Origin of the sequence: Streptomyces sp. col6, from assembly GCF_008042035.1 — a bacterium.
GTDB lineage: Bacteria > Actinomycetota > Actinomycetes > Streptomycetales > Streptomycetaceae > Streptomyces.
Window position 1 is genome coordinate 499,980 of record NZ_RDBL01000013.1, and the last position, 12,800, is coordinate 512,779.

Sequence of the window (12,800 nt, forward strand, 5' to 3'; positions counted from 1 at the left end):
CCGCCCCCACACCCCGCGCCGCGCCCCGCTCCAGGCCAGGGTCGCCGCGTGCGCGGGCAGGATCAGCAGCGAGAGCCAGTTCAGCAGCGCGCCGAGCAGGACCGTGCCCGCGTACGCCGCCCAGCGCTCCCACCGGCCGGGCCGCTGGACCAGCGTCACCAGCAGCAGCGTCGAGATCCCGGCCCCTGCCGCCACGAGTGCGTACGGGCGGCCCTCCTGGAAGTAGAACTGCACGGCCGGCAGCAGACCGAGGACCATCCCGCCGCCCAGGCCGGCCCATCTCCCGCCCAGCCGCTCGCCGATGACGGCCACACAGGCCGCCGCCACCGCCATGGCCAGCACGGAGGGCAGCCGCAGGGTCGTGGTCGTCGGCCCGAACCACTCGAACAGCCCGTGCATCAGCAGGTAGTAGAGCCCGTGGACCGCGTCGACGTTGGCCAGCATGACCCGCATCTCGGCGGCCGACCGCAGCGCCACCTGCCAGGTCGCGGCCTCGTCCCGCCACAGGCTGCCCTGCCGCGAGAGCCCCCAGAGCCCGAGGCCCAGGGTCCAGAGCACCGGTACGACCCAGAGCGGAACGGCGCGCCGGAGCGCGGATATGTGAGACGGCATGAAGTGGCCGGGCCCCCGGGGTCGGTGACGGTGACGGGTACGGACGGAGCGCGGTCAGAGCCAGCCCTGCTGCCGGGCCGCGCGCACCGCCTCCATGCGGTTGCGGGTGCCCGTCTTGCCGATCGCCGACGACAGGTAGTTGCGGACCGTCGATTCCGACAGATGCAGCTTCGCGGCGATGTCGGCGACCGTCGCCCCGTCCGCCGACGCGACCAGCGCGTCCCGCTCACGTGCCGTCAGCGGACTCGGCCCGGAGCTCAGCGCGGCGGCGGCCAGCGCCGGATCGACCACCGTCTCCCCGGCCAGCACCCGGCGGATCGCCTCGGCCAGATCCTCCACCGGGCCGTCCTTCACCAGGAAGCCCGCCGCCCCGGCCTCCATCGCCCGGCGCAGATAGCCCGGCCGGCCGAAGGTGGTCAGGATCAGCACCCGGCAGTCCGGGACCTCCTCGCGCAGGTCGGCCGCCGCGTCCAGACCGCTGCGTCCCGGCAGTTCGATGTCCAGCAGCGCCACGTCCGGCCGGGCCGCCAGCGCCGCCGCCACGATCTCGTCGCCCGCGCCGACCTGGGCCACCACCTCGATGTCCGGCTCCAGACCGAGCAGCAGGGCGAGCGCCCCGCGCATCATCCCCTGGTCCTCGGCGAGCAGAACGCGTACGGACGGGGCCGGGGGGTGCTCCTGTGGCATCTCGTTCACCGGCCCAGGGTAGGCGAGCAGGCCGGTCCCGCCCCGGCTCCCGGCGGGGCCGCCGCGTCGCCGTCCCCGCCACCCGGCCCGTCGCCGCCCGCGTCCACCGGGAGTTCGGCGGTGACCACGAAGCCGCCCTCCGCCCCCGGGCCCGCCACCAGGGAGCCGCCCGCCGCGGCGAGCCGCTCGGTGAGCCCCTTCAGCCCCGTGCCCCCGATGCCCGGGATGGGCGCGGGGCCCTCGCGCCGGCCCCGGCCGTCGTCGGTCACCGTCAGCCGGACCTTCTCGCCGGTGCCGCTGACCTCGAACACGCAGCGCGTCGCCGTGGAGTGGCGCACCACGTTGGTGACGGCCTCCCGCACCACCCAGCCCAGCAACGCCTCGGTCTGCGGGGCGAGCGGCGGTCCGGAGCGCCGGACGACCGGTTCGATCGCGGCGGCGGTCAGCGCGGACCTGGCCCGGTCCAGCTCGGTGGCGAGGCTCCCCTCGCGGTAGCCGGTGACGGCCTCGCGGATCTCGGTGAGCGCCTGGCGCCCGACGGACTCGATGTCGGCGACCTGGGTGAGTGCCGCGTCCATGTCGCGCGGGGCGAGCCGGCGCGCGGCCTCGGACTTCACCACGATGACCGACAGCGTGTGGCCCAGCAGGTCGTGCAGGTCGCGGGAGAAGCGCAGCCGCTCCCGTTCGACGGCGGCGCGGGCCAGTTCCTGCCGGGTGGCGCGCAGTTCGGTCACGGTCTCCGCCAGCCGGAGGATCGCCGACGTCACGGCCCCGGAGATGAACGTCCCGTAACCCAGCGTCCACGGCGGCGAGGCGCTGTCGTCGCGCCAGACCGCGACCGCGCAGGCGGCCACCGCGAGCCCGAGCAGCCCGGCCACCAGCCAGCGGTGGCGCAGGACCGTGCCCGCCGCCAGCGAGAGCAGCGGGAAGAACAGCAGCCAGCTGCCGCCGTAGCCGATGGCGAGGGCGAAGGTGACCACGGCCAGCGCGCCGAGCAGCACATACGTCACCGGGCTCTCGCGCTTCTCCTTGGCGAAGCCGCGGAACACCACCGAGATGTAGAGCGAGTTGAAGGCCAGCAGGCCGGCGCCCGCGATCCAGGGGGTGGGGGTCTCACCCTGGAAGAGGTTGGAGAAGGCGCCCAGGCCCATCAGCAGCCAGGGCAGCAGGGCGTAGGGCGACGGCGGTCCGGGCCTGCGGTTCTCCCGCCGCAGCCTGCGGCGCTCCCTGAACGACGGTCGTGCGTTCCGCGGCATGTTCGCTCCTGTCACACGGTCCTGGCGGACCGACGGTACGAGATCACCGCGTACGCGCCGAACAGCAGGAGCCACGCGGCGAGTACGCCCAGCGTCGTCGCGCTCGGCGCGTGCCCGTCGGTCGTCGCCCAGCCCAGGTCGGCGAACCGATTGGCCGGGGTGAACCGGCCGACCGAGCGCAGCCACTCGGGCAGCATCTCCAGCGGGAACCACAGCCCGCCCACGACCGCGAAGCCCATCAGGCAGGCGATGTTGACGACGCCGGTGCCCTGCGGGGTGAGCCGGTAGCCGTTGCCCAGGCCGAGCAGGGTGAAGGGCAGCGCGCCCAGCCACAGCACCAGGACCAGCACCGCCCACTGCCAGGCGGCCATCCGCACCCCGTTGATCAGGGCGCCGGCCAGCAGCACGGTCAGGATCACCGGCAGCACGGTCACCGAACCGCTCACCGCCCGGCCCACGACCGCGTGCGAGGGGGAGAGCGGGGTGATTCTCAACTGCTGGAGCCAGCCGAGGGACTTGTCGGAGGCGACGCCCGTACCGATCGACATGGCCGAGCCGAGCGCCCCGTACGCGGCCATGCCGACCATGGAGGCGGTCTTCCAGCCGTCGGCGCTCTCGTCGGTGCCGATGTTGGTGAAGATCAGGTACATCATCACGGGCATCCCCGTGCCGAAGATCAGGAAGCCGGCGTCACGCAGGGTCCGGCGCATTTCGAGCAGGATGTACTGGAACATCAGACGGTCTCCTTCTGGTCTCCGAGCAGGGCGTTTCCGAGTGCTGTGTCCCCGAGCGGGGTGGTGCGGAGTCCGGCCTCCCCGGGCGCGGTGAGCGCGAGGAAGGCGGTCTCCAGCGTGGCCCGCGAGACCTGGAGGCCGCGGATCAGGCCGAGCCGGGCCAGCTCCACGACGGTCGCGTCCGAGTCCTCGGTGTGCAGCAGGGCGCGGTCCCCGGTCACCTCGACGGTGACCACACCGGGCAGCCGGTCCAGGCCCTCGGTGGAGCGGCCCGCGAGGTCGAAGGAGACCTGGTGGTGCCCGGCCGAGTCCTTGACCTCCTCGCCGCTGCCGTCCGCGACGATCCGGCCCCGGTCGATGACGACGATCCGGTCGGCGTTCTCGTCTGCCTCCTCCAGGTAGTGCGTGGAGAAGAGCACGGTGTTCCCGCGCCGGGCGTAGGCCCGCATCGAGTCCCAGAACGCGCGCCGCCCCGTCACGTCCAGCGCGGCGGTCGGCTCGTCCAGCACGATCAGCTCGGGGTTGCCGGCCAGCGCGACGGCGAACCGCACCCGCTGGAGCTGGCCGCCCGAGAGCTTGTCGATGCGCCGGTCCGCGTACTCCGTCACCCCCGCCAGGACCAGCGCCTCGGCGACCGGCAGCGGACGCGGGTAGGTGGAGGCGACGAAGGAGATCAGCTCCCGCACGGTCACCCGGGGTATCGGGTGCCCCTCCTGGAGCATGGCGCCGACCAGCCCGGCCCGCACCGCCTGCTCGGGGCTGCGGCCCAGCACCCGTACGGTCCCCTCGTCCGGCTCGTTCAGCCCGAGCAGCAGCGAGATGGTGGAGGACTTGCCCGCCCCGTTGCGGCCGAGCAGGGCCACGGTCTCGCCGCGCCCGATCCTCAGATCGATACCGTCGACGGCCCGTACGCTCCGCCCGGCCCGCCCGAAGGTCTTCACCGCCCCGGTGAAGACCACCGCCGCCTCGTCGTCCCTTGTCTGCGTCATGTCTACGACGTTACGGAGCGTGAGCGCAGCGCGGCAGAGGCATGTGTACGCGGTCCGTCATGACATTTGTCATCGCGCCTGCGGGACAACGGCGTTGGGAACAGAGCGGTGCCCTCGCCGCCGTGGTTCGCGCCACGGCGGCGAGGGCACCGTTTCCCCCTTCTCGTTCTTCCGGCGGACGGCGGTCAGGCCGCCGCCGCGCTGCCCTCCTCGACGGGACGGCGGTGGCGGCCGGCCGGCTGCTCCGCCGAGTCGTCCACCGCCACACCCCCTCGGTGCTTTCCGGAGCCGCCGGCTTCGGCCCGCTGCGTGTCCGCCCCCTGCGGGTACGTCCGGGTCGTGTCGGTGTGGGCTTCAGACATGTGGGAAGTCACCCCGTTGTGATCGCTTACGTGTGTGTCGACCGGAGCGTCACGCCGCCGTCGTCCGGGAAAAGGCCACGGTCGGTGACCGGGAAGCACGGTTGCGTGAGCCCCGGCCCCAGCTTAGTCAGGGACCGTACGCCCCACGAGAGGCGCCTGCCCCAAAGGAACCGGTGTACACACAGGAGGAGTCACGGGCGCGGCGGAAGGTTGCGTACCACTTCCGTCGCCCGCCGCTTCCGCCTCCTCGGGCATCTCCAGCAGGGCCACCGCACACGCCGTGTCCCCATCCGCGTACGGAAGTTTCAGCACCCCGTCCCGGGACCAGACCCCGCTGCCCGCGAGCCAGCCCCCGGGCGCCGCGAGCTGGTGCAGCCGGCGGCCCGACGGGCGCCAGAGCCCGACCCAGCTGCCCGCCGCCCCGTCGATCCGCAGGGCCACCGCGCAGCTCTCCGGCATCAGCATCTGGCCCGGCTGCACGGCGAACGGCGCCACCGCGCAGTCCGGCAGGCGCAGGCACTCCGGGAAGCGCACCGGCAGACAGCTGCCGAGCACGCCCCAGCCGAGCCGGTCGTGTCCGGGCGCGTCCGAGCGGATCAGCAGCAGCCCGCTGTCCGGGTCCGCGAGCAGCAGCCGGTCGTCGCTGTCCGGCGTGATCTGGAGCAGCGGCGTCATCTCGGCGCCCCGCCCCAGGTCCACCGCGACCGTCTTCACCGGGCCGCCCCCGGCCGGCTCCCGGTCCAGGGCGAGCAGCCGGCCCGCCCGGTCCAGCCAGACGCCGCCGGAGCAGCGGCCGGGCAGGTCCGCGAGGTGCTCGGGCCCGGACGCACAGCCCGCCACCCGCCACAGCCCCGTGGAGTACGCGCCGACCGACAGGGCGTACGCGCTCACCCCGTCCGGCGAGGGCGGCAGCAGGGTCAGGGCGTCGCGCTCGACGGCCCCGAGCAGCAGCTCGCCGGTGCCGGGCCCGGTCGGGTAGAGCAGCGAGAAGGTGTGCCGCTCAGCGACCCGGCGCCGGATCAGCACCCGGCCGTCGGCGAGCGGCAGCACCTGCGCCTCGGTCTCCTCCGGCTGGTTGGTCGGCAGCGGTACGGCATAGGGCTCGGGGCCGTCGAGCGTCCAGCGCTCCGCGTACCAGGCGGTTTCGGCTCCGGCCGCTCCGCCGGCCACCGGGGCCGCGGTGAGCCGGGCGCCGTACGCGCCGTCGGCGGTGAGCACGAAGGGCGGCAAAACCGTTTCGGCAGGAGCGGCCGCCTCGGCCGCGACGGCCGGTACGAGAGCCTCCGGCGCCGGGTCGTCCTCCGCCGGGCCGGTCTCCGCGGCCCCCGTGGGATCACCCGGATCGGGCTCCGGCTCCGGCTCCGCCGGCCCGCCATCACCCGTGGTGGTCCCGTCCTCGATGGCACAGGCAGTCATCGACTCATCACCTCCGGCAACCGACGCTAGTTTTCGCACTTCCAGCCGAACAACACGAGCCTCCCCACTTCACACATAAGGGTGGTGATGGCCGGATTTCGTTGTGGGGCCGGGGGCGCGTGTGCTGTATGAGGTCCCGCTCCCCGCCCGCGTACGGGCGCTCCCGTGCGCGGCCGCCGGGCGGCCCGTTCCCGGGGCTCCCGGGGGCGCGGCGGGCAGGTAGCCTTTCCTCCGTGCCCCGTCTGTCTGATGTCATCTCCGAGCTCGACGCCCTCTGGCCGCCCGAGCGGGCCGAAGGTTGGGACGCGGTCGGCACCGTCTGCGGTGATCCGGACGCCGAGATCCACCGGGTGCTCTTCGCCGTCGACCCCGTCCGCGAGGTCGTGGACGAGGCGAAGGCGCTGGGCGCGCAGCTGGTCGTCACCCACCACCCGCTCTATCTGCGCGGAACGACGACCGTCGCGGCGGACACCTTCAAGGGCCGGGTCGTGCACACGCTGATCCGGGACGGCATCGCGCTGCACGTGGCCCACACCAACGCCGACACCGCCGACCCGGGGGTCTCCGACGCCCTGGCCGCCGCCCTCGACCTGCGCGTCGAGCGCCCCCTCGTGCCGGACCCGACGGACCCGGCCGGACGCCGCGGACTCGGCCGGATCTGCGCGCTCGACCACCCCGAGACCCTCGGCGCGTTCGCCGCCCGCGCCGCCGCCCGGCTGCCCGCCACCGCACAGGGCATCCGCCTCGCGGGCGACCCGGACGCGCTCGTGCGCACCGTCGCCGTGAGCGGCGGATCGGGCGACAGCCTCTTCGACGCGGTGCGCGCCGCCGGCGTGGACGCCTTCCTCACCGCCGACCTGCGCCACCACCCGGCCTCCGAAGCCACCCAGCACTCGCCGCTCGGCCTGGTCGATGCCGCACACTGGGCCACCGAGTGGCCGTGGTGCGAGCAGGCCGCGGCACAGCTCGACGCGATTTCCGACCGCCTCGGATGGGACCTGCGGGTCCATGTCTCGAAGCGGGTCACCGACCCCTGGACCGCCCACCACTCTTCTGGAGCCCCCAACTGAACGCCGCGCCCGCCGACCAGATCCGACTTCTCGACGTCCAGGCGCTCGACCAGCGCCTCTCCCAGCTCGCGCACCGCCGCACGTCCCTGCCCGAGCACGCCGAGATCGAGTCGCTGACGGCCGACCTCGCCCAGCTGCGCGACCTGCTCGTCGCCTCCACGACGGAGGAGAGCGACACCGCCCGCGAGCAGACCAAGGCGGAGCAGGACGTCGACCAGGTCCGCCAGCGCGCAGCCCGCGATCAGCAGCGCCTGGACTCCGGCGCGGTCACCTCGCCGAAGGACCTGGAGAGCCTCCAGCGCGAGATCACCTCGCTCGCCAAGCGCCAGGGCGACCTGGAGGACATCGTCCTGGAGGTCATGGAGCGCCGTGAGTCCGCGCAGGAGCGGGTCGCCGAGCTGACCGACCGGGTCGCCGCCGTGCAGGCCAAGGCCGACGACGCGACCGCCCGCCGCGACGCCGCCACCCAGGAGCTCGACGCGGAGGCTGCCACGGTCACCAAGGAGCGCGAGGCCGTCGCCGGTTCGGTCCCCGCCGACCTGCTCAAGCTGTACGACAAGCTGCGCACCCAGCAGGGCGGGGTGGGCGCCGCCCGCCTCTACCAGCGCCGCTGCGAGGGCTGCCGCCTGGAGCTCAACATCACCGAGATCAACGACGTGAAGGCCGCGTCCCCGGACACGGTGCTGCGCTGCGAGAACTGCCGCCGCATCCTGGTCCGCACCGCCGACTCGGGTCTCTAGTGGACCGGCCGCGCCGCTTCGTCGTCGAGGCCGACGGAGGCTCCCGGGGCAACCCGGGCCCCGCCGGCTACGGCGCGGTCGTCATCGACCCGGAGACCGGCGAGACGCTGGCCGAGGCCGCCGAGTACATCGGCCTCGCGACCAACAACGTCGCCGAGTACAAGGGCCTTGTCGCCGGCCTCCGCGCGGTGGGCGCCCTGCTCGCGGACGGCCCGGTGGGCACCGTGGTCCGGGTGCACGTCCGGATGGACTCCAAGCTGGTCGTCGAGCAGATGTCGGGCCGCTGGAAGATCAAGCACCCGGACATGAAGCCGCTCGCGGCCGAGGCGGCGGGCGTGCTGCCCGGGGCGGACATCACGTACGAGTGGATCCCGCGCGAGCGCAACAAGCACGCGGACCGGCTGGCCAACGAGGCGATGGACGCGGGCGGGCGCGGCGCCCAGTGGGAGCCGTCGGCCTCCACGGCCGCCCTGGACGCCCCGCGCTCCTCGGTCGCCGACGCGCTGCCCCCGATCGAGGGCCCGCCCGGCAACGCGGTGGCGGGCGCGGCCCGCGCGAGGGCCGCGCTGAACCGTACGAGCGCCCCGCCGCCCTCCGAGCCCGCCACCCCGCAGGTGGGCTGGGGTTCTGCCCCCGACCTGGGCGCCCCCGCCACGCTCGTCCTGCTGCGGCACGGCGAGACGGCCCTCACCCCGCAGAAGCGGTTCTCCGGGAGCGGCGGCACCGATCCCGAGCTCTCCGCCGCCGGCCGCGACCAGGCCGCACGCGCGGCCGGAGCCTTCGCCGCCCTGGGCACCGTGCAGGAGATCGTCAGCTCGCCCCTGCGCCGCTGCCGCGAGACGGCCGGCGCGGTCGCGGCCCGGCTCGGCCTGGAGGTGCGGATCGAGGACGGGCTGCGCGAGACGGACTTCGGCGCCTGGGAAGGGCTCACCTTCGGCGAGGTGAAGGAGCGGTACGCGGCCGACCTGGACGCCTGGCTCGCCTCCCCGGACGCGGCCCCCACCGGCGGCGGCGAGAGCTTCGCCGAGGTCGCCCGCCGGGTCGCGGTCGCCCGGGACGGCCTGATCACGCGGTACGCGGGCCGCACGGTCCTCGTCGTCACCCATGTCACGCCCATCAAGACCCTGGTCCGCCTCGCCCTGGGCGCGCCCCCCGAGGCGCTGTTCCGGATGGAGCTGTCGGCGGCGTCCGTCTCGTCCGTGGCGTACTACGCGGACGGCAACGCCTCCGTACGCCTGCTGAACGACACGTCCCACCTCCGGTAACCGGCCCCGGGACAGCACTCGGCCCCACCGGCGGGGGGAAGGCCGGTGGGGCCGAGGCGGTTCCGGCCGGTCGGGGGATTACCCGCCGGAACCCGGGTCACCCGGCATGCGGGCTACGTCCCCTACAAGGGTCGTGCCCCGAATACCGGGGAGCATGCACGGCGAGGTGCGACGGGCTCTCCTCGCCGCTTTGTTCAGGCCAGTGCCGCCGCCTCGGCTGCGAGACGCTCCACCCGGGCCCAGTCGCGGCCGGCCACCGCGTCCCCGTGGACCATCCAGCTCCCGCCCACGCAGCCGACGTTGGGCAGCGCCAGGTACGAGGGCGCGGAGGCGAGCGAGATCCCGCCCGTGGGGCAGAACCGGGCCTGGGGGAGCGGGGCGGAGAGGGCCTTCAGATAGGCCGTGCCGCCCGCCGCCTCGGCCGGGAAGAACTTCATCTCGGTGACCCCGCGCTCCAGCAGCGCCACCACCTCGGACGTGGTCGAGACGCCCGGCAGGAACGGCAGCCCGGACCCCTTCATGGCGTCCAGCAGCGCGTCCGTCCACCCCGGGCTCACCAGGAAACGGGCGCCCGCCGCCACCGTGTCCGCGACGTCGCGCGCCGAGATCACCGTGCCGGCCCCGACCACCGCGTCCGGGACCTCCGCCGCGATCGCCCGGATCGCGTCGAGGGCGGCGGCGGTGCGCAGCGTCACCTCGATCGCCGGGAGCCCGCCCGCGACCAGGGCGCGGGCGAGCGGCACCGCGTCGGCCGCGTCCTCCAGGACGACGACGGGCACGACGGGGGCGAGATCCAGCACGGAGGAGGTCATGCGCCCATCCTGCCCGCTGCACGGCGCAGTGCGCAACGACCGTTGCGGAGGGTGCAACGTACGCCAGGGCCTGATCCGAACGACAGGTCCTAGTGGATCTCCGTGACCACCACATCGAGCTGCCACGGCCGCCCCGCCCGCGCGGGCGCCTCGCCCTCGACGACATACCCCAGGTCCCGCAGGACCGTCACCAGCTCGGCGGGACCGGCGGGCCGGGCCCCCGCGAGCAGCAGGTCCCGCACCATGCGGCCCTTGGTGGCCTTGTTGAAGTGGCTGACCACCGACCGCTTCTCGACCCCGTCCACGATCTGCGCGTGCAGCACCCGGACGCTCGCCGTCCGCTCCGCGACCGCGCCCTTGGGCTTCCACGCCGCCGTGTACGCGGACGAGCGCAGGTCCAGCACGAGCCCGTCGCCCGCCTCCTGAGGCATCACCTCGGCCATCGGCGTACGCCAGAACGCCCCGAGCGCGCCGAGGCCCGGCAGCTTCACCCCCATCGAGCAGCGGTACGGCGGAATCCGGTCGCCCACCCGCACCGCGCCCCACAGCCCGGAGAACACCAGCAGCGACTTCCCGGCGAGGCGGCGCGCGGCCGTGTCGAGGGAGTCGAGGCCGAGCGCGTCGTACAGCACACCGGTGTACAGCTCCCCGGCCGGACGCGTCCCCGCCGTCCGCAGCTCGGTGTTCTTCGCGATCTCGCCCCGCAGCCCCTCGCTGAGCCCCAGCACCTCACGGGCCTTCTCCTCGTCGGCCACGCACAGCTCCACGAGCGCGTCCAGCACCTCCGCCCGCGCCCCGGCGAGACCGGACAGCGACAACGACTCGGGCTTCAGCGGGGCCCCGCGCCCCGAGGCGGCCTTTCCTTCGGAGGGCGGCAACAGCACGAGCACGGCGGTTCTCCTTCATACGTACGGGAAGGGGCGCCGGAGCGGTGTGCGGACCGCGCGGATGCCCCCGGCCAGCGTACGGGGGCGGAGGGGCACACCGTACGGGCACAAGGTCCTCCCGGAATGCCGCGAACCGCGCCCCGCCCTACGCTCGGTCCATGCCCCGCCGCCACCTGCACATGACCGGCGCAGCCGGCACCGACACCCCGCTGCGGGCGGCCCTGCGCGGGCTGCGCGCCGAGCTGTCGCTGCCCGACGACTTCCCGCCCGACGTGCTCGCCGAGGCGGCGGACGCGGCGCGCAGCCCGGAGCTCGCCGGCCACGCGGACGCGACGGACATCCCGTTCCTCACGATCGACCCGCCCACGTCCACGGACCTCGACCAGGCGATGCACCTGGAACGCCGCGCCCACGGCTACCGCGTGCACTACGCCATCGCGGACGTCGCCGCGTTCGTGCGCCCCGGCGGCGCGCTGGACGCCGAGGCCCACCGCAGGGTGACGACGCTCTACTTCCCCGACGGCAAGGTGCCGCTCCACCCGGAGGTCCTCTCGGAGGACGCCGCCAGCCTGCTGCCCGGCCGGGTCCGCCCCGCGGCCCTGTGGGAGATCGACCTCGATCCCGAGGGCCGGACGGTGGCGACCCGGGTGCGCCGGGCGCTCGTACGCAGCCGCGCCAAGCTCGACTACGCGACCGTGCAGCGTCAGATCGACGCGGGCACCGCCGAGGAACCGCTCGCGCTGCTCCGGGACATCGGCACGCTCCGCGAGGAGCAGGAGGTCGCCCGGGGCGGCATCTCGCTGAACGTGCCCGAGCAGGAGATCACCGAGCACGACGGCACGTACGGCCTGGAGTACCGCGCCCCGCTCCCCGCCGACGGCTGGAACGCCCAGATCTCCCTGCTCACCGGCATGGCGGCGGCCCGCCTGATGACGGAGAGCGGCACCGGCATCCTCCGCACGCTGCCGGTCGCGCCCGACGGCGCGGTGGCCCGGCTGCGCCGCAGTGCCGAGGCGCTGCACATCGACTGGCCGCACCACGTCCCGTACGCCCAGGTCGTCCGCTCGCTCGACCCGGAGCGCGCCGATCACGCGGCGTTCCTCCAGGAGTGCACGACCCTGCTGCGCGGCGCCGGCTACACGGTCTTCGACCACGGCGACCTGCCGGACCCGGCCGTGCACGCGGCGGTGGCCGACCTCTACACGCACTGCACCGCACCCCTCCGCCGCCTCGTGGACCGGTACGCCGCCGAACTGTGCCTCGCCGCCTGCGAGGACCGCGACCCGCCCGAGTGGGTCCTCGCCGCGCTGCCCGCGCTCCCCAAGGAGATGGCGGAGGGCACGCGCCGCGCCAACACCGTGGAGCGCGAGTCCGTGGACCTGGTCGAGGCGGCGCTGCTGAAGGACAAGGTGGGCGTGGTCTTCGACGGGTACGTGATCGACGTGAAGGACGACGAACCGGCCACCGGCACCGTCCACATCGACGCCCCGGCGATCGTCGCCCGCATCGAGGGCGACACGCCCCTCCCTCTGGGCGAGCGCCTGCGGGTCCGCCTCGCCCAGGCGGCCCCCGGCACGGCGAAGGCCCTGTTCACCCCGGCCTGACGGCATCTCGTACGATCGCGAGTTCGGCCTCCGCGCCCCGCGCCCGTACGAAGGAGGGACCGGCGTGACCGACCGCGCCCGCCAGCACCAGATCCTGGCCGCCGCCCGCATGCTCCTGGAGCAGGAGGGCCCGGACGCGCTGACCATGCGACGGCTCGCGGGCGGGCTGGGCATCACGGCCCCCTCCCTGTACAAGCACTTCCCGGACAAGTCCTCCGTGGTGAACGCGCTGGCCGACGCGATGCTCGCGGAGACCGCCGAGGCCCTCGAAGCGGCGGAGACCGCCGCCCCGGGCTCGTTCCCGGCCCTGGCTGCCGCCTACCGCGCCCACGCCCTGGCCCACCCGCACCTCTACCGCCTCACCAC

The 12,800-nt window shown here is 74.5% G+C and carries 13 protein-coding genes and 1 pseudogene; 5 read left to right on the top strand and 9 right to left on the bottom strand.

Annotated elements, in window-relative coordinates; all coding sequences use genetic code 11:
• The 7 genes and pseudogenes from EAO73_RS36625 to EAO73_RS18895 all read right to left on the bottom strand — a co-directional run.
• Positions 1-612: pseudogene (locus tag EAO73_RS36625) on the bottom strand (glycosyltransferase family 39 protein); the annotation flags it as partial.
• A 54-nt stretch (positions 613-666) separates the two neighbouring features.
• On the bottom strand, positions 667-1,299 hold the full coding sequence (locus EAO73_RS18875) for a response regulator transcription factor (RefSeq protein WP_147973525.1): 633 nt from the start codon (positions 1,297-1,299) through the stop codon (positions 667-669).
• Between the two features lie 5 nt (positions 1,300-1,304).
• Positions 1,305-2,555 carry a sensor histidine kinase gene (locus tag EAO73_RS18880; RefSeq protein WP_147972706.1) on the bottom strand — a complete coding sequence of 417 codons (1,251 nt, stop codon included), beginning with the start codon at positions 2,553-2,555 and terminating at the stop codon, positions 1,305-1,307.
• Between the two features lie 11 nt (positions 2,556-2,566).
• Entirely contained in the window at positions 2,567-3,289 is a 723-nt protein-coding gene (locus EAO73_RS18885; protein WP_147972707.1) for an ABC transporter permease, read from the bottom strand.
• Positions 3,289-4,248, bottom strand: coding sequence for an ABC transporter ATP-binding protein (locus tag EAO73_RS18890; protein WP_147973526.1), 960 nt, complete (start codon positions 4,246-4,248; stop codon positions 3,289-3,291). The genes EAO73_RS18885 and EAO73_RS18890 overlap by 1 nt, the downstream gene beginning before the upstream one ends.
• Positions 4,249-4,463: 215 nt before the next feature.
• Positions 4,464-4,640 carry a hypothetical protein gene (locus EAO73_RS36020; RefSeq protein ID WP_191134134.1) on the bottom strand — a complete coding sequence of 59 codons (177 nt, stop codon included), beginning with the start codon at positions 4,638-4,640 and terminating at the stop codon, positions 4,464-4,466.
• A 123-nt stretch (positions 4,641-4,763) separates the two neighbouring features.
• Positions 4,764-6,056: a hypothetical protein gene (locus EAO73_RS18895; protein WP_147972708.1), complete on the bottom strand. Its 1,293-nt coding sequence runs from the start codon at positions 6,054-6,056 to the stop codon at positions 4,764-4,766.
• Between the two features lie 233 nt (positions 6,057-6,289).
• Between EAO73_RS18895 and EAO73_RS18900 the strand changes: the two genes are divergently transcribed.
• Genes EAO73_RS18900 through EAO73_RS18910 form a run of 3 tightly spaced genes read left to right on the top strand, consistent with a single transcriptional unit; the run spans position 6,290 to position 9,131 of the window.
• Complete coding sequence (locus EAO73_RS18900) at positions 6,290-7,126, top strand: Nif3-like dinuclear metal center hexameric protein (RefSeq protein WP_147972709.1); 837 nt, start codon at positions 6,290-6,292, stop codon at positions 7,124-7,126.
• A complete protein-coding gene (locus tag EAO73_RS18905) occupies positions 7,123-7,866 on the top strand; it encodes a zinc ribbon domain-containing protein (RefSeq protein WP_191134187.1) in 744 nt (247 codons plus the stop codon). The genes EAO73_RS18900 and EAO73_RS18905 overlap by 4 nt, the downstream gene beginning before the upstream one ends.
• Complete coding sequence (locus tag EAO73_RS18910) at positions 7,866-9,131, top strand: bifunctional RNase H/acid phosphatase (protein ID WP_147972711.1); 1,266 nt, start codon at positions 7,866-7,868, stop codon at positions 9,129-9,131. The genes EAO73_RS18905 and EAO73_RS18910 overlap by 1 nt, the downstream gene beginning before the upstream one ends.
• Before the next feature lie 194 nt (positions 9,132-9,325).
• Here EAO73_RS18910 and eda read toward each other — a convergent pair whose 3' ends face one another.
• Positions 9,326-9,943, bottom strand: coding sequence for a bifunctional 4-hydroxy-2-oxoglutarate aldolase/2-dehydro-3-deoxy-phosphogluconate aldolase (gene eda, locus EAO73_RS18915; protein ID WP_147972712.1), 618 nt, complete (start codon positions 9,941-9,943; stop codon positions 9,326-9,328).
• 89 nt (positions 9,944-10,032) lie between these two features.
• Positions 10,033-10,833 carry a peroxide stress protein YaaA gene (yaaA, locus tag EAO73_RS18920; protein ID WP_147972713.1) on the bottom strand — a complete coding sequence of 267 codons (801 nt, stop codon included), beginning with the start codon at positions 10,831-10,833 and terminating at the stop codon, positions 10,033-10,035.
• A 176-nt stretch (positions 10,834-11,009) separates the two neighbouring features.
• On the opposite strand from yaaA, the gene EAO73_RS18925 reads away from it, so the two are divergent.
• On the top strand, positions 11,010-12,434 hold the full coding sequence (locus EAO73_RS18925) for an RNB domain-containing ribonuclease (RefSeq protein WP_147973527.1): 1,425 nt from the start codon (positions 11,010-11,012) through the stop codon (positions 12,432-12,434).
• A 64-nt stretch (positions 12,435-12,498) separates the two neighbouring features.
• A partial coding sequence (locus tag EAO73_RS36630) for a helix-turn-helix domain-containing protein (RefSeq protein ID WP_224756366.1) occupies positions 12,499-12,800 on the top strand: 302 nt, incomplete at its 3' end.